Source organism: Sphingobacterium sp. UBA5789, assembly GCF_002418355.1.
Taxonomy (GTDB): Bacteria; Bacteroidota; Bacteroidia; order Sphingobacteriales; family Sphingobacteriaceae; genus Sphingobacterium.
Genome location: NZ_DIDX01000007.1, coordinates 751,936 through 774,523 on the forward strand (window position 1 = coordinate 751,936; position 22,588 = coordinate 774,523).

Genomic DNA, 22,588 nt, shown 5'->3' on the forward strand with positions numbered 1-22,588 from the left:
AGAATGAAAAATTTAGTAAAAAGTGCAGCATTGGCAGCGGGATTGCTTTTCTCAACTCAATTGGTAAATGCTCAACAAAAAATCGGACATATTAACTTTGGAGATATTATCTCCGGTACTACAGAATTCAAAGCTGCTCAGGATCAACTTAAAACGTTGAATGACAGCAAAACTAAAGAATTGCAAGGTATGTATGCGGAATACCAAAAGAAACAAACTGATGCAAACGAAAAAATGCGCAACCGCAGCGAAGCTAACAAAGAAACTGTTGATGCGGAATTGAATACCTTAGGTACACAACTTCGTGATATCGAAACCCGTATCAATGAAGTACAACGTTTAGCACAGGAAGAAGTTGGTAAAAAACAAGAAGAATTGTACCAGCCGATCGAAAGAAAAGTAATGACTGCAGTTAACGATATCGCTAAAGCAAAAGGTTATGCTTACGTATTTGATATCTCAAGCACTAATATTCCTTACTTTGCAGGTGGTGATGATTTGACTACTGAGGTAAAATCTAAGTTAGGAATCTCTACTACTGCAGCTCCTGCAGCAGCAACAACACCGGCAAAAAAATAAGACGGAAAACCTTATAATAAAAAGACAGCTCATAAATATGAGCTGTCTTTTTTGTTTAGAACTATTGTCAATTACCAACCTACCCTTCTCAGCGCCATCCCCCCTACTTAAATACTCATCCTAGTGCTTATTTAATTGTTGCAAAGAGAGAGAGAAAACAACAATTTAATCAGATCAGTATAAGTAAGGAAGCTGTGCTGAACATTTGTGCCTGGATACTGTAAAACTCACTCACGATGATAAAAAAAGCAGCCCAGGACTTAATTTTTTAAGACTTTTCTATCATACTATATACTTCCTGCATATAAAATGATTCTGTCAGAGCCTCTACAAAGTCATCCCATTCCTCTTTTCTGAAATTGAAAACAATCTCCGGACATGGTGTATTCAATAATAGTCTGAATTCACCATCAGGAAAACTCACAAAACAATGATCGTTACCCTGACTTAATGTCGTTTCTACAAAAGTCTCAAACTGACGTCTTGTAAAAGTCAATACAAATGAAGATTGCCAAATGTAAAAGGTTTGACACTTATTGCACAGACTTACATGCGTAGTTCCTTTTTCACTCAATAAAATGGATTGACACATATGCTTAAATATCTTTTGTCTCTACTATATTAAGTCTTCCTAAACAGTATCTCCTAACGATAGGAGTCTTTATGATACTTTGTTATATTTATTTAGACTCATTAAAAATAATATTCAAAACTAAAGATTCAAATCCATATCTCAAAACTATTTCTCATATATTCTTGTTTTTATTTTTCAATGTTTACAAATCATACATGCAGTTGGCTTTTATTTTTAACCATTATAAATTAAATATTATGCAAGCATAGTATTTAATTTATTCTATATTTGTGTTACACCTGATTTTGAACAGTTATGATCAGTCAAATCATTTTTAGTATTCTTTTTATTGCGGCCATAGTTTTTTTCACGGGCAATGCCCGTAAGATATGGCGCAATATACGTTTGGGAAAAAATGTAGATCGCTTCGACCGTCCGGGTGAACGGTTGAAAACCATGTTATTGGTTGCTTTTGGACAACAGAAAATGTTCAAAAAACCTCTTCCTGCCCTGCTCCATCTCTTTGTATATGCAGGTTTCTGTATTATCAATATTGAGATGATAGAAATTATAATCGATGGTATCTTCGGTACACATCGTGTACTTTCTTTTATGGGCGGTTTTTATAATTTCCTGATCTATGCTTTCGAATTATTAGCATTTAGTGTATTAGCAGCCTGTGTTATCTTTTTTATCCGCAGAAATGTATTAAAGATAAAGCGCCTGCAACAAAAGGAACTGAATAACTGGCCAAAGACAGATGCTAATCTGATTCTTATTACAGAGATACTGCTGATGGCAGCCTTTCTTTTTATGAATGCAGCAGACCACAAGCTTCAGCTGGCAGGTGTGAGTCACTATCATCAGGCGGGTTCGTTTCCGGTTAGTTCCTGGTTAATGGGTATTCTACCGGATAGTCCCTCTGCTTTGATAGCCATTGAAAGAAGCTGCTGGTGGTTTCATATCATAGGTGTATTACTATTTCTGAATTATTTGCCTGTATCAAAGCATCTGCATATCATACTGGCTTTCCCCAATACGTATTTCAGCAAGCTGGAGCCTAAAGGCAAGTTCGAAAATATGGTTTCAGTAACCAATGAAGTCAAAGCTATGCTTGATCCCTCGTTTACTCCTCCGGTTACTGATGGAATTTCCAGATTCGGAGTTAAAGATGTACAAGACCTCACATGGAAGAATCTCCTGGACGCATATACCTGTACGGAGTGCGGACGCTGTACCTCAGCATGTCCGGCAAACATGACGGGTAAACTCCTTTCTCCACGCAAAATTATGATGGATACAAGAGACCGTTTGGAAGAAGTGGGTAAGAATATAGACAAGAACGGTAGCGTTGCAGAGGACAACAAGTCTCTTTTGGACACCTATATAAGCAGAGAAGAAATATGGGCTTGCACAAGCTGTAATGCTTGTGTAGAACAATGCCCGGTAAACATTAATCCATTAGAAATCATTATGGGCCTCAGACAGTATGCTGTCATGGAAGAATCCCAGGCTCCTTCCAGTATCAATGCCATGTTTGGTAATCTGGAAAACAATGGTGCTCCCTGGAAATATGCACAGGCTGACAGAGCAAACTGGGCGAATCAATAAATCATTCAACAACTATGGAAGAGCAATTACACATACCTACTGTAGCCGAATTGGCCGGTAAAGGCGAAGCTCCGGAAATATTATTTTGGGTAGGCTGTGCAGGAAGTTTTGATGAACGTGCGCAACGTATCACCAGAGATATATGTAAGATTCTGCATCATGTGGGACTCAAATATGCCATTCTGGGGACTGAAGAAAGTTGCACAGGAGATCCTGCCAAACGTGCCGGAAATGAATTCCTGTTTCAGATGCAGGCAATGACTAATATTCAGGTACTCGATGCTTATGAAATAAAAAAAATCGTAACAGCCTGTCCACACTGCTTCAATACCCTTAAAAATGAATATCCGCAATTGGGAGGTAACTACGAAGTTATACATCATACCCAGCTGATTCAGTCTCTGATAGACGAAGGAAAATTAAAGCCAAGTGACGGACATGAGTTTAAGGGAAAGAAAATCACTTATCACGATCCGTGTTACCTGGGTAGAGCGAATGAAGTATACGAAGCTCCACGTAAGGTTCTTGAAGTACTTGACAGCCAGCTTGTAGAACTCAAAAGATGCCGCAGCAATGGTCTTTGCTGTGGTGCCGGTGGAGCTCAGATGTTTAAAGAACCCGAACCGGGAAATAAAGACATTAATATTGAAAGAATAGAGGATGTCATAGCTTCAGAAGCACAGATAGTAGCGGCTGCCTGCCCATTCTGTATGACCATGCTTCGCGATGGTGTCAAAATAAAAGACAAAGAAACGGAAATCCAGGTTCTGGATATCGCAGAAATCACGGTAAAAGCAAATAAACTATAAAACAAAGGCAGTTCGAAAGAGCTGCCTCTTTTATACAGGCTATTTTCTCAAACAATTACTTACTTACACGGATACTCAATCCTTTAATTCTTTGTGGCGGAAATAAGAATAAAAATAGGTCTTCTGGATTCATCCTTCATCTCAGGAAATTCTTCTAGTAGGACTTCTGAAGGCTTGGGTTCTGCTATTCGGTTAATCGTAAATCCAGCGGCTATGACTCCATTTAACAAAGTCTCCATTGTTCGGTGATACTTGACAACCTCATGCCCAAGAAACATTGTATTTCTTCTACCTTCCTGCTGGTAATGATCAACAGGCCAGTGCAAGCGTGTACCTTGCTCATTCGTATACCAATCCTGCTCCGCTCGGGCTGTAAATATCGGATGTTCCATAGAAAAGATAAAACTCCCGCCTTTTTTCAAAAAATGATTCACTTTCTGCATAACAGTCTCCAGGTCTTTTATATAATGAAGAGCTAATGAACTTATTACTATATCAAATTCTTCCGGTGCAAAATCAATATCTTCAATGGCCATCTGCCGGTAATAAATATCGAGTCCCGCAGAATTCTCCTTTGCCTTAAGGATCATCTTTGCAGAGAGATCGACTCCAATTACATTTCTTGCTCCCTTTTGACTGGCATATATACAATGCCAGCCATATCCACAGCCCAGATCAAGCACATCTTTATTCGCAAAATCAGGAAACATTGTTTTTAAAACATCCCATTCTCCGGCAGCTTGCAACCCCTCTTTAGAACGAGGCATTTTTCCATACTCATCAAAGAATCTGTTATCATCATAAATATTTTGTTTCATAATATCCTTTTGTTTTTTGACATGTCTAAATAACAAAATATTGCATATTAATCTTTCTAAAAAACTGCTTAAATTCATTAAATTAGAATATGAATTTGGAGTAAATCAGGTGCAGAAAATGAAAAATAAAGAGATAATATTTTTATTTCCGCTACAATACTCAACAAAGCTCTAAATCAGATTAAAAGATATTATAACTATTATGAAGGAACTTTATGCATCTTGCTTAACATATACCAACAATCTAAATGCAAGAATAGGAGGCAAACCTCCTGAAATAATCGAAAACAATATTCCTGATGATTATAAATTCTATGCTGTTATCCATCACCCGGAAAAACCAGATAAAATGCTTTCTATACTTATACATAGTAATTTTGATGTGCTTTTAGAAAACAATATTTATCCCAATATAGCTATACAGGTAATAGAACATGAATACTCGGAAATGGGAGACAGAACAGATAAGGCTATTTCCTCACTTGGAATTCATTCCATAAGTAAGTACTCCGCAGTAAACGAAAGTGATTTTTTATTTCTAAAAGCTGGAGGAGAGCCTCGTCTTATTCAACCCAAAAGTTATTATTATGAACAGTTGGAAAAGGATAATTATTCCTTCCTTTTACAGATAGAAGAAGAAGGATATGCTGAAGAATCTGACTATGTTTTTATGTATGGAGGACTATACCTGTATAAAAACAATATATCCGAAGAAGTAATAGCCGGCTTCTGGCAATATTCTTAAATAAGATTTTGTTACATATTGCCGAAACAAACTATTACGTACTATTTTCCCATTTAATTGTAACGGTTTATTTAATATCAAAATAACATCCACCCTTATTTAATCCCACTTTTGCTATTATGGTATAAGTTTCCGATTCTGCATAGGTTGACTCGTCATATTGCCATCTGTCGTTTAAATAAATCACATCTCCAAAATCTCATCTGATTGGACTTGTCAATAGTATGATCACAGCATTGGTAACATTAAAGTTGATCTGAAAAAGATTCGCAGTAGTTTCATGGCGAACATCAACCAAAATAGATTAACCAAAACAATCGCCAATTGCGTCATCTTCTTCATCACTTCATGACGATGTTATTAGACTAAAAAGCAGAAGTATTTTTAAGCCTTTCATAAAATTGTTATTAACATGTATTTCAACTAATAACAGACAAATATAAAATCGTAAAGCACTTAGAAGTTTACGTATATATCCGTTTGGATGGAAACGGACACTCTTGACCAATATCATTGCAAATTTACAAAAAAGAAAAAGCATATGATCAAACTGAATATCTTCATTATCGCTATACTCACGATGCTGATCTGTTCCAATGTAAATGCGCAGCTCGGGAGTACTTCAAACTATAATCTCGGCATAGACCAACTCTGCAGACGATTGGATACCATAATACAAAAAGAACATATACCCGGTCTTATGGTCGCTATTGTAAAAAAAGACAGTATTTTATTTTCAGGCGGATTTGGATACGCAGACCTTGAACAACAACTTCCTGTAGATCAACACACTCAATTTCATTTAGCATCAATTACAAAATTTTTTGTAGCTATGGGCATACAGCAAATGGTCGCTAGCGGAAAGCTCAAACTCAACGACCGGATTCGAGATATAGCTCCGGAAATTCCTTTTTCCAATCGTTGGGAAGCCACAGACCCTGTCAGATTGGTGCACTTACTGGAACATACTGCTGGTTTTGAAGATGTACAGCTTAACAGTATGATAAATGTAAGTAAAAAAGACCTTCATGGTATAGACGCTATCAAGGCCGTCAGTAATTCACTTACAGTTCGCTGGAAGCCGGGAACTATGATGTCTTATTCTAATCCTGGCTATAATGTACTGGGTTATATTATTGAAAAAGTCTCAGGCATGCCTTGGGAAAGATATTTAACACAAAGTCTTTTTATACCGCTGCACATGCAAAACAGCCTATTTGACCGTCAAGGTATTCCCCTGCCTGAATTCGCCAAAGGGTATAACTATCAAAAGGGAAATTACAGATCTATGCCCCTTTATAAGCTCAGCGGAAATGGAGCCAGCAGTGCTCTCGTTTCAAATGCGGAAGATATGGCCAGATTTATGTATTATCTGCTTAATGGTCATCCGGACAACAGATTACTGGATAATGTCAATCTAAATGAAATGGAAACCATCCACAGCACTCTAGCCAGCCATGCTGGACTGCAGACAGGTTATGCCTTAGGAAATGACCTTTTTCCAAATAACAAAAAAATAAGCTTCCGGGGGCATAATGGAAAAGGCGAAGGGTTCGTTTCCTGGATATTCTTTAACCGGGAAGCTGGTTTGGCGTATGCCATTGCGGCCAACAGTGTAGTCAATATGTGGCCGGTTTCTGTGGCAATTGAAGACTATCTGACAGGAGACCTCTCTGCGCCCAAATTAGTTAACATGCCTATTGATAAACAAAAAACAGAGCCTTTATTGGGTTATTATCAGTTTATGAATCCGAAAAACGAACGTTGGGAATTCTACAGACGTATATTTAGCGGGATTGAATTACAGAGTGTAAGTAACGACAAGCTTATTGTCAAAAGGGATAACGGCCAAACAGACTCTCTTATTCATGTTGGTAATGCTATGTTTCGTTTTAAAGGAGATATTCTGCCATCCTTTATACTAGCCCTTGATTCCGAAGGTCATCCCTTTTTTCAGGGCTATGGCAACAGTTTCTATCGTAAAGTATCACACACTTCCATATTGGCACAAAAACTCCCAATCTACCTCGGATTAGCAGCAATTTTGATCTATGTGGTTTATAGCATGGTGGCCATATTTCTTACTCTATTTAAAAAGATGAAATTAATAGATCTTTGTATACCTCTGTTACCCATTGTCGGTACAGTCTGTTTTCTATTGGCTTACTGTATAATGGGTTTGACAGATGCCGGTCACAAAGAATTATTTGCCTCATTCAATGCAACCACCTTATCAATTTTCACGGGCATGCTCATTTTCGCTATTTTAATTGTCCTAAGCAGTTTTCTTCTCTATAAGCGTTGGTCAGGAATTGAGCGTTGGTGGTTGCGACTATTTTTAGCTTTCAATAATTTCTTCTTATGTTATCTCGTTGCACTACTAACTATAAATGGCTGGATTGGAGTGCCTATCTGGATGATGTAACTTCATCTGACAGATTATGCTTAAATTCACCATTCAAAAGGAATGTCACTGTTAATCATGATCCATATAACCTCTACATTTCATGCTTTCTCCGCCGGTGCACTTTTGCTCCTTGGCACCTTGATCATTTTGGGCGTTAACCGAACAAATGTTCATGCAGATCGCTGGTTGAGTACATTCTATTATCTGACAGCAGCCATGTTTACCCAGCTTTTTCTTGAAGGTTTTCGTGTTGACTATAAAATATTGCTACATCTACTTGAGCTTCCCCGCTGGACGATTCTTCCTTGCTTATATATGGCTATTCATTATATGGTCAGACCCTCCGCAGCAGTCAAACATTGGATCTTGCATTTTATTCCCTTTTTAGCTTTCCTTCTCCTATCAGTTATCTATCTTATGCCTGCATTTTTCAATGCAGACATACATCCGCCACAATTACCACAGGGGCTGGTTTTTATTATTAAATATTTCTTCTTTGCGCAATGTATCTTTTATTGGATCGCCTGTTTCCGACTTCTAAATAGACATCATAAAAATATTCAGCAACTCTCTTCCTATTCCGAAAAGATTAATATGATCTGGCTAAAATATCTTTTAATAGCCGTATTATTTCTTATAATAGTGCGATTATTAGCATTTATTCATTTAGCCTTTACCTTTACTTCTCCAATCCTATATTTCATTGGCACACTGGCCTTGGCATATGCAACCTTAACACAGCGGTCAATTTATACTGTAGAATCAGAAGAGAATCTAATGTTCGAAACCAGAAACAAAAAAGATAAAACCGAAGAAAGACTTACCCCGCAACAGGTCGAAGTATTAAAAAATAAATTGGTACAAAAAACAACAAATGAAAGACTGTATCTTGATCCCAGCCTGACACTATCAACTCTCGCCAATCAAATCGGCATCAACCCTCACGATCTTTCTTACATCATAAATAATGGATTAGAAAAAAATTTCTATCAGTTTATCAATGAACTCCGTACGGAAGAAGCAAAGAAGTTGCTCGTATCAGAAAAAGCCAAACAACTCGATATGTTTGGAATTGCAATACAAGCCGGCTTCAATTCAAGAACTACTTTTTACAGTAATTTCAAGAAAATAACCGGAGTTACACCTACAGAGTATATTAAAATCCATAACAGTAACAATTCCTCATAAATATTTTTAGGTTGAGTTTGTTCAACTGCATCCGTTCGAACATCTGATCTGTCAAAAAGATCTATTCTTGTATTACATCAACATAAAAAATTATGATACAGCGAATCAAATTACGCATTCAACCGATTTCGATCCACCAGATTACTAAGGTGACTTTGAGCCTTATTACAGGTCTATGGCTTTTAAATCCAAATTTCACTTACGCACAGACTAAAGCAGCTCGGGAATCCCCGCAGCAACAAATCCCTTTACAGGAATTTCAAGGTTACTATCAGTTGCCCAATAAAGTAGCCTTTATTTCTTTCGAACAGCAAGATGATACACTTTATGCAACTCAACTATGGGATCAAAAAAAATATCAGCTTATTCGCTCAGGTGAAACTAACTTTTCGTCAAAGATAGAAGGGTATGCTATAGAGTTTTTAAAGGACAGTTTGGGTGATTTTAACCGAGCAAAGATTTTGAACAGGATTTTATGTCAGCGTGTATTATTTAATCCCACAAAAATTGCCACCCTCTCCTTATCCCAATTGAAACAATTTGCCGGAATATATCTGATGGCGAATGACAATAATTTAAAAATTAAAATTGAACCTTCTGCACAAGGGCTGCTTCTTACTCAATTATGGGATAATCGTATAGTATCCTTTTCTCCTCGTTCGGAATTTTTCTTTCTCAATGAAGATGGTACTTTTCCCTTGACATTTTCTTTTGCAAATGGGAAAGTAAAGCAACTGCAATGTTTCGAAAATGATCTTTGGTTAAAGGCGGATTAATTATTAATCAGATGAAAGATAATATAAGCGGAATTTTGACCTGTGGTCTCCTTATGCTGTTTTCAATTTCCCAGATATACGGACAACAAGTTGCAGACGAAAAATTCAGTTATCCCATTACTGCCCCTCGTTACAGGGTAGGAAACGGTCCACTCGCATTATTTGACGAGGCACACCATAATTCCGTTACTCTGAAGGGAACGTATGCAGCTTTTTCAAATCTGTTAATTGCTGACGGATACAGACTCTTAAGCACTAAAGACAAAATTTCTTCTGACAGGTTAAGTGATGCAAAAATTTATATAAGTGTCAATGCTATGTTTGATCCTGAGAACTGGAATTTAAAACCACATTCGGCATTTTCAGAACAGGAGATAGAGATACTCAGGCAATGGGTTTATGCGGGGGGAAGTCTGTTTCTCGTGACCGATCATATGCCTTGTGGCGGGTCGATACAGGCACTTGCTGCAACATTTGGTATTCACGTAGTGAATGGTTTTGCCTTAAGGAAAGACGGTCACCCAGAAATTTTTTCCAGAGAAAGGAAGAGCCTCCTCTCCAATGAAATCACAAATACTTCCGGTGAAGAGATCGACAGCATTATGTGCTGGGGTGGAACAGGTTTTCTTGTACCATCCTCAGCACATGTTATATCTATGTTAAATGAGGAATATGATATTTATCTACCCGATGATGTTAATAAGATAAAAAGGTCTGTACCAGACAACATCCCTAGACTATCCGCTACGGGATTTGTAAATGGGGCATATCTACGATTCGGAAAAGGAAGAGTTGTTATATTTGGGGATGCAGCCCCCTTTTCTGCACAACTGCAAGGAATTAAAAGTGAAAAAAGAGGGATGAATCATCCTTCAGCGAAACAGAATGCACAGTTTCTGCTCAATATAGTTCACTGGCTGGATCAATAATTTTTTATCACTCTGTTTGAAAGCGAAAATAATATGATTGCTGGTCGCCAAAATTGAGACGGAGTATTTACAGGGACATTAGGTCTTGAATCAATTTAAAATAAAAAGGAGACAACTAATGCGAGTTGTCTCCTTAAGTGCCCAGGAGCAGATTCGAACTGCCACGCCCATTCAGGCGCCACCCCCTCAAGATGGTGCGTCTACCAATTTCGCCACCTGGGCATCTTGAGTTGCAAAAATAATCCTTTTTTCGGAACCTGCAACCTAAAAATCATCTTTTAGTAGGATGCTAATTGTTTTTTTTCAGATTTCTGCGGATCAGTGTCTGTATGATTCCATCTACCAAACCTACCCGAGGAGCTACAATAGTTTTCAAATGTCCGATCTTCATAATCGTGAGAAAAATATCTGCTGCCGGGATAATAACATCCGCCCGGTCTTGCTTCAATCCCAATACATTGATCCTGTCTTTGAGCGAATAAGAGGTAAGATGATTATAGATAGCTTTTAACTTAGAATAAGACATCGGTTTGTCTTCTTTAGCATTTGCCAGTCTGGAAAGTTTATTAATGTTTCCGCCTGTTCCGATACCATACACCTGCTTGTACATCTGTGTATGCGTTTTCACCCAATCCTTCAGTTCATCCCATGTTTCCGGCTGATCCTGGTTATCCAGAATACGGATAGTTCCCAGATTGAATGATCGGGACGCTACGAGTCTGGAATTAGCAAATAAAGATAGTTCCGTACTGCCACCACCTACATCAATGTACAGATACACTTTATCCTTATCCATATCCTGCTCCAGATGACTGTTATAAATAATCTCAGCTTCCAGACTACCATCTATGATCTGAATATCCACACCGGCCTTTTTACATGCTTTCACGACTTCCTTTCCATTTCCGGCATCCCGCATTGCTGAAGTAGCACAGGCCATATAATCAGTCACTCTGTATACATCCATCAGATTTTTAAATGCTGTCATTGTACTGACCATATCCTTAAACTTTACATCAGAGATATGATGTTGGATAAAAGCATCATCGCCTAAGCGTAATGGTACACGCAATAAGGTATTTTTGATAAACGATATTTCTTCTTTGGTTTGGTCAATGTCGGCAATCAGTAACCTGACGGCATTGGAACCAATATCTATGGCTGCGTATCTCACAAAATTTCTATTTTATTTTTTAAATAATTATAAGTATCGACCTGAGCACGGTTAGTGGCATTTACCGGACTCCGTTTGTATCTGTTCTTCTGCTGTGCATCAATAATCCTTGCTTTGGTATTATCTGCCAGCTGGATTTTGATCAAATCATATACTTCAGCTATCAGGTGCTCATTTTCAATCGGAAAAGCGATCTCCACTCTCCTATTCAGATTTCGTGTCATGAGATCGGCTGATGACAAGTAAATCTCCCTGCTGTCTCCGTAATCAAAAATCCAGACCCGTGCATGTTCCAGATAGCGGTCAACGATACTGGTTACATGAATATGCTCACTGAAACCTTCTTTACCCGGAATCAGACAACACATTCCGCGGATAATAAGATTGATCTTCACACCCGCATTGTTTGCCTGATAAAGGCGCTGGATAATATCTTCATCCGTAAGACTGTTCATCTTCAGAATCAGGGAGACTTTTATACCTTGCTGGCTTAATTTAATGAGACGATCTACTTTCGTATAGAAAATATTCCGCATGGCCAGAGGAGCAGTGATAAGTGAATTATAATTGTCGTGATATACACTTTTCTTCAGTCCGGTGAACAAGCGTTTAAGATCGCGCGTAATAAGTTTGTTGGCTGTAAATAATCCGATATCACAATAGATTCTCGCTGTCTTTTCGTTAAAATTACCTGTAGACAGATAGGTATAAGCTACTCTTCTTTTACCTTCGCGTCTGAAGACCAGGCATGATTTGGCATGAAGCTTAATACTGACATTGCCCAAAAACACATTCACTCCGGCCTCTTCCAGTTTCGTCAGCCAGTAGATATTTGCCTTCTCATCAAATCTCGCCTTCACTTCTAAAAATGCATTGACCCGCTTCCCGTTTTTGGCAGCTATGATAAGCGCATTCATAATATTAGAATTGTTAGCCACCCGGTACAGCGTGATATTAATCTCTTCTACCGTTGGATCAATAGCCGACTCACGTATGAAATGCAAAACATAATCATAGGATTGATAAGGCAGATGGATAAGATAATCTCTCTTCTTTATCGGTTTAAAAAGACTTTTGTTAATATCCAGTCCTGGTATAGGTAATGCGGCCACAGGTTCATAAGCAAGATCTGAACGGTTTCCAATTGGAAAATTTATAAAATCACTGAAGATCATATAACGATTCATCGGAATAAATCCATCATCGTCTACTTCCAGTTGATCATCCAGATAACTCAGTAATGAAGGGGGCATATTGGCATCATACTCCAGACGGATAACTTTGCCGGTCTGTCTGTCAATCAGACTCTTTTTTAATACTTCCAGAAATTTATCACTGCGATCTACGTCCAGATCAAGCTCTGAATCACGGGTGATCTGAAAACGGTAACCAGATATTTCATCAAATTCTACTGCGGTATAGATATCGTCCAAAAACATCATGATGATCTCATCCAGCAGGATAATCTCATGTTGTCCTGTACTATTCGGGACATGATGAAAACGGCTGATCACATTTTTAGGCATTTCTATAATAGAGATGCGTTCCTGATCCTTATGGGATAGTTTTACTATAAAATGCAGACTTCTGCCATTAATATTGGGAAAGAACTGATCATTGACCCAGATCGGGATCAGATACTTCAGAATTTCTTCCTGAAAATAGGTATGCAGGTATTCGCGCTGATCATCCCGCAGATCGTCTGCCTCCAGAATATTGATATTCTCTTCTTCCAGACGTTTCATCAACACCTGATCAAAAAGATAATCAAACTTCTTGTCCAGTTTCAAAACACTATGCTGAATTTGTTTCAGCACTTTTTTAGGTTTAAATCCTATTTTTTTGTTCTTCAGCTCATTTTCTACCATACGGTGAAGAATAGCTACACGAACACTGTAAAACTCAGATAAGTTGGAGGAGTAGATAGCCAGAAAACGCAATCTTTCCAACAAAGGTACGGTATCGTCTGCGGCCTCCTGAAGCACACGTTCGTTAAATTGCAGCCAGCTAAGCTCGCGATTAAGGACAGGAAATTGGTCGCTCAAAATAATAAGATTTTTAGATCCTTAAATTTAATATTTTTCAGACCAATATTAAAGACTTGATGTTAATTATTCATTAAGAAATAATTAACACTTTCTTAATTTAAATCTATATTAATGTGCTGGTGCCAATATCTCCAATTGCAATAAAATCTGATCTTCGGTTACAAAATATGGATCTCCATGTCGTAATGTCTGGTAGACAGCCTCGAATAATTTACGATAATCTCCACGATCAGCGGCTACGGATTCGTTCAGCATATCCCCTTTTTCATCTACCAACGTAAGTAAAGCCTCTTTTCCTTGCGGTTCAATTCCATATGCTTCATTATTTGGAGACATCCCTGCCAGAAGCTGCTGCTCCTGTACGTCGCTTCTGTCTTTTACAAAAGATCCCTTGAGAGCATGGAGAACAAAGCTTTTTTGCGGATTGGCGACCAAAAGGCTGACCGTAATAAATACGCTTAATCCTTTACCATAATTCAGGAGCAGACAGGCATAATCATCAACTTTAGATTTGGGGCGGTTGGTAGACAGAATTTTCGTTACTGATTTAGGCTTGCCAAACAGCGAAATTGTCTGATCTAATAAATGTGACCCCAGGTCATACAATATACCACTTCCCGGACGTTTGGTTTCTTTAAATTTTTTAACCCCTATCTCAGTCTTATAGCGGTCAAACCGAAGATGTAGCTCCACAGGCTTACCCAGTTTCCCTGATTCAAGTGTCGCTTTCAGGGATTGAAAGTCTGAATCAAATCGCCTGTTATGATAAGGAAGTACATGGCGGTTCATTTTACGTCCCAAAGCGTACAGTTCCTTTGCTTCCCTGACAGTCGGAGAAAAAGGTTTTTCTACCAATACATGTTTACCTGCCAATAAAGCCATTTTGGCAAACTCAAAATGTGTATCGTTGGGCGTATTCACAATGACAAGTTCAATCTCTGCGTCTTCCAGCAATTCTTTCACACTGGAATAGCTTATGATTCCCGGATAATCCAGATGTGCCTGTTTGGTTTTACGCTCTACAATAGCTTTCAGCTGGAAGCTGTCACTACCCGCTATAAACGGCGCATGGAACACCCTTCCGGACATTCCATACGACAATATTCCTGTAACTACTTGCTTTACAGCCATACAGTATTCTTTAATTATTAATGGTGAGCATGCTCATCATGTTTTACTCCGGCAGCGTGATACACCTCTTCCAAAGCTTTTGCATGATCAGCAGCAAATTTTTGCAATTTCACGTTTGTGTTTCTGGAAACACGGTCGAATTGCTCTTTAATAAGGGTTTGCTCATGCTCCGCATGTGCCAGGAATGCAGCGTCCGAGTAGCTGGCAACTTTTGAAGTCACTGCAGTACTGTCTGTTCCGGCAGTTTGTTGAGCAGGAGCCTGAAATGCCTGTGCTCCTCTGATCGGGAAGTCAACATGCAATTCTGTAGCTACGCTATCCAAATGAGGAACTAATGATCCATAAACTTCTTTAATTTTAGCGGCTAACGATTTTACTTTTGCATCAGATGAAACACTCGCTGCATAATCAGCATAAGCTAATTCATAAGGAATCTTCTCACCTACTGTCTGGAAAAAGCGATATGCATCACCATCGACTAACGAAGTGTGTGTATATTTCAACTGATTCTGCTCAGCTGTCTTATTACTACAGGAAGCAAATAATGTACTACCTCCGATAACTGCTACTACAAATAAAGTATTAAGTTTCATATTCTCTTTTGATTACGACCACAAAAATATAAATAATATGCTAAATTCCCTATTCTTCTGTGATTATGCTAAATTTCTTCCGGCGTTTACAACCCCGTATATTGTCCTCGCAATCAGTTTTGAATATACATCATATTTTGGATCCTCCGTTTCGAGCTGTTTCTGCTTTCTGATCGCATAGTGCTGAATAATTAACAGTGGCAGAATAATCTTTTCTCTGGCCAGAATGGATTCCCTTTCCACCGGATAATTTTCCATCAGAAATTTTGTATTACTCAATTTAAGCACATATTTCTTCGTAAGCTCATATTCAGCATGAAGCATTTTCCAGAAATCTCCGTATTGCTCATCAAACTGCATGTACGATGTGATATCAAAATTGGACTTTGTCATGGACATCATACAGTTATCAATGATGGTATTAAACATACCTGAATGTTCATAAAGATTTCGAACATAAGACCAAAGATTGTTTTCTTCCGCAAATTGTAAAGCAGATCCTACCCCGAAGAATCCCGGAATATTTTGTTTCAGCTGACTCCATGAAGTTACAAAACTAATTGCACGCAGATCTTCCAGCTTCAATTCCTTATCCGAATTCCGTTTAACAGGACGGCTACTGATATTGATGGTTGAAAGCACTTTAAGCGGACTCAGATTTTCCAGATAATTCAGGAATAAAGGGTCTTTACGCAAAGACATAAATTTCTCATAACTCACCTCAGCCATCTGATCGATTACGTTCTTTTGTTTGATGGTCAATGTATCCCCTTCATTTTGTCTTATTTCAGAGATAATACCAGCATGAAGCAATTGTTCGATATTATATTTAGCGGTATCAAGTGAACCGTATTGACTGCTGATCGTCTGTCCCTGAATGGTCAGTTGAATATGTTTGTTCTCAATTTCACGTCCCATAGAAGCATAGAAACGTTGTGTCTTACCACCGCCACGGGCAGGAGGTCCACCACGACCGTCAAAGAAGACCAGATCGACATCAAAATCTCTGGCAATGGCCGTCAGATCCATTTTGGCCTTATATATAGACCAGTTGGCCATCAGATATCCGCCGTCCTTTGTACTGTCTGAAAACCCAAGCATAATCGTCTGCTTGTTTCCTCTGGATTTAAGGTGTGCTACATATGCAGGATGTGTATATAAAGCTTTCATGACATCTCCGGCTCTTACCAGATCGTCAACTGTCTCGAAAAGCGGCACAAAATCTATAGTCAGCTCTTTCTTCTTCCATCCGGACCACAAAAACAGCTGCATAAGCCCGAGAATATCAGAAGCCTGTTGACAGTTGCTGATAATAAAGCGCTGAGCCGCTCTTTCACTTCCGGCATTCTGAATACTTTTTAATAAAGGTATAACTTCCAAAGTGTCTTTTACCAGCAAAGCAGCATCTTCTCCTACTTCAAGATCAAGCTCTGAGAATGGAAAACCTTTTTGTTTGGCTGTTTCAGTCAGACCTTCAAAATCTTCTCCCAATCCTGTTTTTTTCTGATTCTTAGTAATCAGGTAGGTAATCGTATCTCTTAATATGCGACTATCCTGACGGATATCAAGTGTTGTAAAATAACATCCAAAAGTCATGACCTTACGAATAAGGTCTTCCACTACCTCTATAAATAAACTATTATGTTTCTCGATGAGGACTTTTTTAATGGCTTTCAGATTTGCAAGGATAAGATCCGTTTCATCCTTAGGATTCTCCACAGGATTAAAACTGTTCTCATAGAATAGTTCCTGCAGTGTATCCATATATTGCTCTACACCTCTGAAGGTAATGCGTCTCTTGATGACTCTGAAATCCCGATAATAGCATCTGAACAAAATGGTCCGGAGCATAGTCGCTACTTTACGTGTACTTTCGACAGTTACATTTGGATTTCCGTCACGGTCTCCACCCGGCCAGAATCCAAGTTCGATTAGTTGTTTGACATCTTCAGTAGGCATCTCAAGCTCATCATCTATAGTAGCCTGAATTTCGGAAGCTACTTTATAGAATACGTTTTCCAGATACCAGGCCAGACTTGCGGCCTCATCTACCGGAGTAGGTTTGAGCTTATTGATAAAAGGAGTTTTACCCAGTTGCTGAAGCAGCAAATGAATGTTATTGATATCATTTTCCTTAATAGCTTCGATAAGGTCATTAATAATAGAAAGTACAGCCCCCGGATAGAATTGGGTAGGATGCGCCGTAAGAACTAAGCGCACAGAGAAGTCCTTCAGTTTGTTAACAATTTGCTTTCTGAGCTTACTGTTTGTTTCTGTCTGCCGGAAAAGAGGTTCCAAAAGACCGGCTTCATCTGCACGTCCTATAGATTGAAAAGAAGAATCCTCCACCGCATCGAATAAAACCACCTGCCGCTCTACATATTGTACGATTCTGAACAGAAGATCTACACGGTCCTCTTCCTGTACATATTGTTCATATTGACCAAAAAAACTATCTATAATCTCCTCCGGAGCAAGATGCTCTTCCACTCCTTTCTCACAATGTGTAGTAAAAAAAGGCAACAATGTACCCGTATGCTTTACGCGCTGAAACGGTAAAGTAAGGAATAAACTCTTGAAAAGTTCAAAACGGGTCAACACCTCGTTTTGAAAGGTAGCTTCTTTTTGACTTAATTTCATGGTTTTGAAATAACACGAGGTTGTGTGTTTTGTTTGTTTGATTTAGTTGATTTCAACCTCCGAAAATCAAATATATAAAATTAATACTCAAATATCCTTTATAATGTAAATTTTAAACACAAAACTTCAAAATTTTAAAAAATTACTAACAACATTATTCTGACTTTACTGTTATTATATTATTGAAAAACAAATAATGTATTATCATGAGCAAAAAACTATATACAGCGGAAGTAACCGCCACAGGTGGAAGAGATGGTGCTGTCCGTTCATCGGACGGAATAATTGATTTTGAAGTTCACAAACCCGAAGCTATGGGAGGAAAAGGTGGGGCAACAAATCCGGAGCAACTATTTGCCGCAGCATGGAGTTCCTGTTTCTTAGGAGCAATGGGAGCTGTGGGAGAAAAAGATCATGTGGATCTGAAAGATGCGACTGTGACAGTAAAGGCTTCCTTTAATGAAGAAGATAATTCATTTTTTCTGTCAGCTGAATTAGAAATACATGTGCCTTCGCTATCCATTGACGAGGCTCAGAAACTGGCAAATAAAGCCCATAAAGTCTGCCCCTATTCAAAAGCCACAAAAGGTAATATAGAAGTCAGCATAAAAGCTATCTAACTCTTTACAAAAAAGACTGTTCAGCAGTCTTTTTTACTATCTTTTTCAACACTTATCCTAAATCTATCTGTATCTTTGCCTGGCATAGATTATGAAGAAAATAATTCAGGAAATTACAAACTTCTTTAACGGTCAATACTTTGCGGATGGCGTACGGATTACCATTGGCTGTATAGTGCCTATCTTTGTGTGCGCGGCATTAGGTGATTTCCGCACCGGGACACTTATTTCTTTAGGAGCTTTGCTTGTCGGATTGTCTGATACTCCCGGCGCTCCGGCTCACCGCCGATTCGGGATGTTCGCATGTCTGGGCATTACTGTCTTTACGTATATTGTCACTTACCTTTCTGCCGGATCGGTCATCCTCACCACTATCGTGATTGCTTCATTGTGCTTTCTCTATGCCATGCTTGCTGTATTCAATTCAAGAGCAGCCAACATTGGTTCTATGGGTATTTTGATGTTGCTTATCCATATTGACGTTTCCGAATCGTTTACAGACTTCGCCTTTCACCTTCTTTATTTTATAACAGGTGCGGTATGGTATATAATCATCAGCCTCTCCCTGACACAGGTAAGACCATATAGACTGGCTCAGCAGGAACTTTCAGAAACGATTCGCAAAGTAGCGGACTACATCCGTATTAAAGCTAATTTTTACGATGTAAAAATCGACAATGACAGCAATTATCTTAAGCTAATCGAACAACAGATCCTCGTACATGAACACCAGGAAAATGTACGGGATCACTTATTTCAGAGCAAACGATCTATAAAAGACACAACCAAAACGGGCAGATATCTTACTTTAGTGTTTTCGGACATCGTCGATCTGTTTGAGCAAAGTATGGCGACGCACTACGACTACAATGCTGTCAGTGAAAAATTCGGTCATACAGGAATACTGAATGAATTCAAATTCACTATTCTGAAAGTAACAAACGAACTGGACCATCTTGCCTATCAACTCAATGCAAACAAGGTTCCCAAACCGCTGTATAATTTCAGAACGGATGTGGATCACCTTATGGAATCTATTGATAAGATAGAAAAAGAATATCAGTACAACACGATTGCGCTCAAAAAGGTCGTCATCAATATAAAGAATATTGTATTACAACTGGAACGGATATACAGCTTTGGATATGCTATTCCCAAAGAAATTACAAATTCAGATATTGAAGACGCAGACAAATTTGTAAATAAAGTTAATCTGGATTTCCGTCAGTTTGAAGAAAATCTCACCCTTAAATCCACGATTTTCAGACATGCACTACGTATGTCTATTGTCATGACATTCGGGTATGTGCTGACCCAGATGCTCGGTTTCGGGCAGTTCAATAGTTATTGGGTCATGTTGACAATTATGGTTATTCTCAAACCCGGATTCGGACTTACAAAAGAAAGAAACGTACAACGTCTCATCGGGACTGTCGTCGGGGGGATTATTGGAACGATTATACTGATTACAATTAAGGATGATACCACACGCTTTGTATTGCTTGTCTTTTTCTTCCTTACCGCATACAGCTTATTCCGTGTTAATTATATTATTGCCGTCATGTTTATGACGCCTTATGTACTGATCATGCTTAGTTTCAACGGCATGAATACAATGGAAATGGCGCAAAACAGAATAATTGATACTTTTCTGGGTGGAATGCTGGCCTTCGTTTCCAGTTATGTTATTTTTCCGAATTGGGAAAGCGCACAGGTACGGGGAAACATGCGGAAACTGATTATTGCAAATTACAATTACATCTCGCAGATTATCTCCATTATTTCCGGACAAAAACCAACTATTACGGAATACAAACTAGCCCGAAAGCAAGTGTATATCGCAACAGCCAATATGGGATCAACTTTTCAACGTATGCTGACTGAACCCAAAAGGAAACAGAAGAACACCAAAGAAGTGAACAGGTTTGTAATCTTTAATCATATTCTTTCCTCTTATTCTGCGACCTTAACCCGTAGAGTATGGGAAGCAGATGCATCAGAACTGAATAATGAACATCTCAAGCTTGTTAAAAAAGCACTTAATTCTCTGGAAAATGTCATTGTACTGCTGACAGATGAAACGGATACAGATCCATTCTATCCCGTCAAATACAATATTCCAAAAGAGGAAGAAGAGGGAGCGATATCTGAGGAATCTAAATTAATTACAGAACAATTACAGTTTTTGAATAAGATTTGCTCAGATTTACAAAAATCAGTAATTCAAATAATAGACGTTGAAGAGAAGGCAAAACTCGATCTTCAGCAGGAAGCAGTATAAAATGGTTGATTTAGATATATTAATTATCGGAGCAGGCCCCATCGGATTGGCCTGTGGAATCGAAGCAAAAGCAGCAAATCTATCGTATATCATTGTAGAAAAAGGATGTCTGGTCAATTCCCTGTACAATTACCCTGTGAATATGACGTTCTTTTCCTCAGCAGAACGCCTTGAAATAGGAGAAACACCATTTGTAACGACAAATCCAAAGCCTAAACGGGCAGAAGCCTTGGAATACTACAGGCGTATCTGTCAGAAATTTGAACTAAACACCCATCTTTTTGAAGAGGTCATAGCGGTTGATCCCGCAGAAAGTAATACATATATCGTATCGACTGATAAGGCTACTTACCGCGCAAAGCACATTATTGTTGCAACAGGTTTTTATGATATTCCCATGTTATTGAATGTTCCTGGTGAAGACCTGCCGAAAGTCAGACATTATTATAATGATCCCCATTATTATGCAGGTCAGCATGTCATTGTTGTTGGTGCCAGCAATTCTTCCATAGATGCCGCATTAGAGACATACAGAAAAGGAGCTAAGGTAACATTGGTGATTCGTGGAAATGAAGTCAGTCCAAGAGTGAAATATTGGGTGCGACCGGACATAGAAAACCGTATAGCATTTAAGGAAATTGATGTCTTATACAATAGTCATATCCATAGTATCTCAGAAACAGCGGCTGAAATCTCAACTCCACAAGGACTGATTACAATAAAAAATGATTTTGTACTTGCGCTGACAGGATACAGACCTGATTTTGATTTTCTGAAGAAAATCGGAATCAATGTGCCTGATGTATCTCCCATGATTCCCGAGCATAACGAAGAAACCATGGAAACGAACAGAAAAGGAATATATCTGGCAGGTGTAGTATGTGGAGGATTAAATACCCACCTGTGGTTTATTGAAAATTCAAGAGTACATGCAACTCAAATTATCAATCATATTGTATCCGGCAGGTAAGCTTATTTTCTCAATCCGTTGAGGAATATCTTCACCATTTTCTTTTGCAGTGTCAATATAAAATCAAACTCTTCTTTGGTAGGAAAGATCAGGCATTTCATATCCTTCATAATACCTATCCGCATACCAAACAACGAGTAAAGCAATAATTTGGCTGTATCTTCCAGATCATCCACTTCAAGCTCACCTTTGTTTATACCTATCTGTAATACTTTACCCAAAAGAGTGGCTTCTTTCTCAAAACATTCTTTAATTACTTTTTCAATTTCAGCAGGCATCTCTTTCACCAAAGCTGTGGACTGCTCAAACAAGCTATAGTATTTATTGATCAGTTCAATCCGCTTATCCAGCGTAAACATCATGGCATCTTCATAATTATCCGATTTACTGATATAATCACTTATTTCGGTCATCATCTCATCCATCACATATTCAAAGACTGCTGAATAGAGGCTGTTTTTATCCGGGAAATAATAGTATAGTAATGCTTTAGAGAATGACAAATCTTTAGCAATTTCTGCCATTGTTGTTTTAGCCATTCCAAAATGCGCAAATCTCCTCGTTGCCGCCTCTAAAATTTTCGTTCTTTTCAAATCTGCGTTTGCCATTTCTTCTTTTTAATTCTTCTAAGTAAATGCTATGTACTATCTTTATCCCCTTAAATCATTGATAAAATTAATGTTTTTTTTGAACAT

General features: G+C 38.4%; 19 protein-coding genes and 1 tRNA gene. 11 read left to right on the plus strand and 9 right to left on the minus strand.

The genetic code is table 11. The annotated features are described in order from the left end of the window. The first annotated feature begins 3 nt into the window (after positions 1-3). Positions 4-579, plus strand: a complete 576-nt coding sequence (locus tag B4B65_RS20685) for an OmpH family outer membrane protein (protein ID WP_201678227.1) — start codon at positions 4-6, stop codon at positions 577-579. A gap of 268 nt (positions 580-847) precedes the next feature. Here B4B65_RS20685 and B4B65_RS20690 read toward each other — a convergent pair whose 3' ends face one another. Next, positions 848-1,171 carry a hypothetical protein gene (locus tag B4B65_RS20690; RefSeq protein ID WP_003005210.1) on the minus strand — a complete coding sequence of 108 codons (324 nt, stop codon included), beginning with the start codon at positions 1,169-1,171 and terminating at the stop codon, positions 848-850. A 297-nt stretch (positions 1,172-1,468) separates the two neighbouring features. Here B4B65_RS20690 and B4B65_RS20695 point away from each other — a divergent pair, with 297 nt between their 5' ends. Further along, positions 1,469-2,764, plus strand: a complete 1,296-nt coding sequence (locus tag B4B65_RS20695) for a 4Fe-4S dicluster domain-containing protein (protein WP_293918491.1) — start codon at positions 1,469-1,471, stop codon at positions 2,762-2,764. Between the two features lie 14 nt (positions 2,765-2,778). Next, positions 2,779-3,573, plus strand: a complete 795-nt coding sequence (locus tag B4B65_RS20700) for a (Fe-S)-binding protein (protein WP_293918493.1) — start codon at positions 2,779-2,781, stop codon at positions 3,571-3,573. Positions 3,574-3,656: 83 nt separating this feature from the next. On the opposite strand, the gene B4B65_RS20705 is transcribed toward B4B65_RS20700, so the two are convergent. Continuing rightward, complete coding sequence (locus B4B65_RS20705; RefSeq protein ID WP_293918495.1) at positions 3,657-4,391, minus strand: class I SAM-dependent methyltransferase; 735 nt, start codon at positions 4,389-4,391, stop codon at positions 3,657-3,659. Between the two features lie 202 nt (positions 4,392-4,593). Between B4B65_RS20705 and B4B65_RS20710 the strand changes: the two genes are divergently transcribed. The 5 genes from B4B65_RS20710 (at position 4,594) to B4B65_RS20730 (ending at position 10,436) form a co-directional block, all read left to right on the plus strand. After that, on the plus strand, positions 4,594-5,136 hold the full coding sequence (locus B4B65_RS20710) for a hypothetical protein (RefSeq protein ID WP_293918497.1): 543 nt from the start codon (positions 4,594-4,596) through the stop codon (positions 5,134-5,136). A gap of 541 nt (positions 5,137-5,677) precedes the next feature. Next, a complete protein-coding gene (locus tag B4B65_RS20715; RefSeq protein ID WP_293918499.1) occupies positions 5,678-7,561 on the plus strand; it encodes a serine hydrolase domain-containing protein in 1,884 nt (627 codons plus the stop codon). Positions 7,562-7,603: 42 nt separating this feature from the next. Further along, complete coding sequence (locus tag B4B65_RS20720) at positions 7,604-8,731, plus strand: helix-turn-helix domain-containing protein (RefSeq protein ID WP_293918501.1); 1,128 nt, start codon at positions 7,604-7,606, stop codon at positions 8,729-8,731. A 92-nt stretch (positions 8,732-8,823) separates the two neighbouring features. Then, positions 8,824-9,507 carry a hypothetical protein gene (locus tag B4B65_RS20725; RefSeq protein ID WP_293918503.1) on the plus strand — a complete coding sequence of 228 codons (684 nt, stop codon included), beginning with the start codon at positions 8,824-8,826 and terminating at the stop codon, positions 9,505-9,507. A gap of 11 nt (positions 9,508-9,518) precedes the next feature. Beyond that, complete coding sequence (locus B4B65_RS20730; RefSeq protein WP_293918505.1) at positions 9,519-10,436, plus strand: hypothetical protein; 918 nt, start codon at positions 9,519-9,521, stop codon at positions 10,434-10,436. 138 nt (positions 10,437-10,574) lie between these two features. Here the strand turns inward: B4B65_RS20730 and B4B65_RS20735 are convergent. The 6 genes from B4B65_RS20735 to B4B65_RS20760 all read right to left on the minus strand — a co-directional run bounded on the left by B4B65_RS20735 (position 10,575) and on the right by B4B65_RS20760 (position 18,022). Next, positions 10,575-10,658: transfer RNA gene (locus tag B4B65_RS20735), tRNA-Leu, on the minus strand. A gap of 67 nt (positions 10,659-10,725) precedes the next feature. Continuing rightward, a complete protein-coding gene (locus B4B65_RS20740; protein ID WP_201678218.1) occupies positions 10,726-11,610 on the minus strand; it encodes an exopolyphosphatase in 885 nt (294 codons plus the stop codon). Beyond that, a complete protein-coding gene (ppk1, locus tag B4B65_RS20745; RefSeq protein ID WP_293918507.1) occupies positions 11,607-13,655 on the minus strand; it encodes a polyphosphate kinase 1 in 2,049 nt (682 codons plus the stop codon). The genes B4B65_RS20740 and ppk1 overlap by 4 nt, the downstream gene beginning before the upstream one ends. Positions 13,656-13,766: 111 nt before the next feature. After that, the gene (locus tag B4B65_RS20750; protein WP_293918509.1) at positions 13,767-14,789 is read right to left on the minus strand and encodes a Gfo/Idh/MocA family protein; all 1,023 of its coding nucleotides are present in this window, start codon (positions 14,787-14,789) and stop codon (positions 13,767-13,769) included. A 17-nt stretch (positions 14,790-14,806) separates the two neighbouring features. Then, positions 14,807-15,382: a hypothetical protein gene (locus B4B65_RS20755; protein WP_201678215.1), complete on the minus strand. Its 576-nt coding sequence runs from the start codon at positions 15,380-15,382 to the stop codon at positions 14,807-14,809. 63 nt (positions 15,383-15,445) lie between these two features. Continuing rightward, a complete protein-coding gene (locus B4B65_RS20760; RefSeq protein WP_293918511.1) occupies positions 15,446-18,022 on the minus strand; it encodes a phosphoenolpyruvate carboxylase in 2,577 nt (858 codons plus the stop codon). Positions 18,023-18,228: 206 nt separating this feature from the next. On the opposite strand from B4B65_RS20760, the gene B4B65_RS20765 reads away from it, so the two are divergent. The 3 genes from B4B65_RS20765 to B4B65_RS20775 all read left to right on the plus strand — a co-directional run bounded on the left by B4B65_RS20765 (position 18,229) and on the right by B4B65_RS20775 (position 21,893). Then, on the plus strand, positions 18,229-18,642 hold the full coding sequence (locus tag B4B65_RS20765) for an organic hydroperoxide resistance protein (RefSeq protein WP_293918513.1): 414 nt from the start codon (positions 18,229-18,231) through the stop codon (positions 18,640-18,642). Between the two features lie 91 nt (positions 18,643-18,733). After that, complete coding sequence (locus tag B4B65_RS20770) at positions 18,734-20,923, plus strand: FUSC family protein (RefSeq protein WP_293918515.1); 2,190 nt, start codon at positions 18,734-18,736, stop codon at positions 20,921-20,923. Position 20,924: 1 nt separating this feature from the next. Next, positions 20,925-21,893, plus strand: coding sequence for a YpdA family putative bacillithiol disulfide reductase (locus tag B4B65_RS20775; protein WP_293918517.1), 969 nt, complete (start codon positions 20,925-20,927; stop codon positions 21,891-21,893). A 2-nt stretch (positions 21,894-21,895) separates the two neighbouring features. Here the strand turns inward: B4B65_RS20775 and B4B65_RS20780 are convergent, their stop codons facing one another. Next, positions 21,896-22,501, minus strand: coding sequence for a TetR/AcrR family transcriptional regulator (locus tag B4B65_RS20780; protein WP_003005256.1), 606 nt, complete (start codon positions 22,499-22,501; stop codon positions 21,896-21,898). Between the last annotated feature and the right edge of the window lie 87 nt (positions 22,502-22,588).

Excerpts from the sequence above, each read along its gene's own strand:
- B4B65_RS20715 (WP_293918499.1), top strand. The coding sequence starts at position 5,678 with ATGATCAAACTGAATATCTTCATTATCGCTATACTCACGATGCTGATC.
- B4B65_RS20770 (WP_293918515.1), top strand. The coding sequence starts at position 18,734 with ATGAAGAAAATAATTCAGGAAATTACAAACTTCTTTAACGGTCAATAC.
- B4B65_RS20760 (WP_293918511.1), bottom strand. The coding sequence starts at position 18,022 with ATGAAATTAAGTCAAAAAGAAGCTACCTTTCAAAACGAGGTGTTGACC.
- B4B65_RS20750 (WP_293918509.1), bottom strand. The coding sequence starts at position 14,789 with ATGGCTGTAAAGCAAGTAGTTACAGGAATATTGTCGTATGGAATGTCC.
- B4B65_RS20765 (WP_293918513.1), top strand. The coding sequence starts at position 18,229 with ATGAGCAAAAAACTATATACAGCGGAAGTAACCGCCACAGGTGGAAGA.
- B4B65_RS20690 (WP_003005210.1), bottom strand. The coding sequence starts at position 1,171 with ATGTGTCAATCCATTTTATTGAGTGAAAAAGGAACTACGCATGTAAGT.
- B4B65_RS20780 (WP_003005256.1), bottom strand. The coding sequence starts at position 22,501 with ATGGCAAACGCAGATTTGAAAAGAACGAAAATTTTAGAGGCGGCAACG.
- B4B65_RS20775 (WP_293918517.1), top strand. The coding sequence starts at position 20,925 with ATGGTTGATTTAGATATATTAATTATCGGAGCAGGCCCCATCGGATTG.
- B4B65_RS20730 (WP_293918505.1), top strand. The coding sequence starts at position 9,519 with ATGAAAGATAATATAAGCGGAATTTTGACCTGTGGTCTCCTTATGCTG.
- B4B65_RS20710 (WP_293918497.1), top strand. The coding sequence starts at position 4,594 with ATGAAGGAACTTTATGCATCTTGCTTAACATATACCAACAATCTAAAT.
- B4B65_RS20695 (WP_293918491.1), top strand. The coding sequence starts at position 1,469 with ATGATCAGTCAAATCATTTTTAGTATTCTTTTTATTGCGGCCATAGTT.
- B4B65_RS20725 (WP_293918503.1), top strand. The coding sequence starts at position 8,824 with ATGATACAGCGAATCAAATTACGCATTCAACCGATTTCGATCCACCAG.
- B4B65_RS20720 (WP_293918501.1), top strand. The coding sequence starts at position 7,604 with ATGTCACTGTTAATCATGATCCATATAACCTCTACATTTCATGCTTTC.
- B4B65_RS20700 (WP_293918493.1), top strand. The coding sequence starts at position 2,779 with ATGGAAGAGCAATTACACATACCTACTGTAGCCGAATTGGCCGGTAAA.
- B4B65_RS20755 (WP_201678215.1), bottom strand. The coding sequence starts at position 15,382 with ATGAAACTTAATACTTTATTTGTAGTAGCAGTTATCGGAGGTAGTACA.
- B4B65_RS20685 (WP_201678227.1), top strand. The coding sequence starts at position 4 with ATGAAAAATTTAGTAAAAAGTGCAGCATTGGCAGCGGGATTGCTTTTC.
- B4B65_RS20705 (WP_293918495.1), bottom strand. The coding sequence starts at position 4,391 with ATGAAACAAAATATTTATGATGATAACAGATTCTTTGATGAGTATGGA.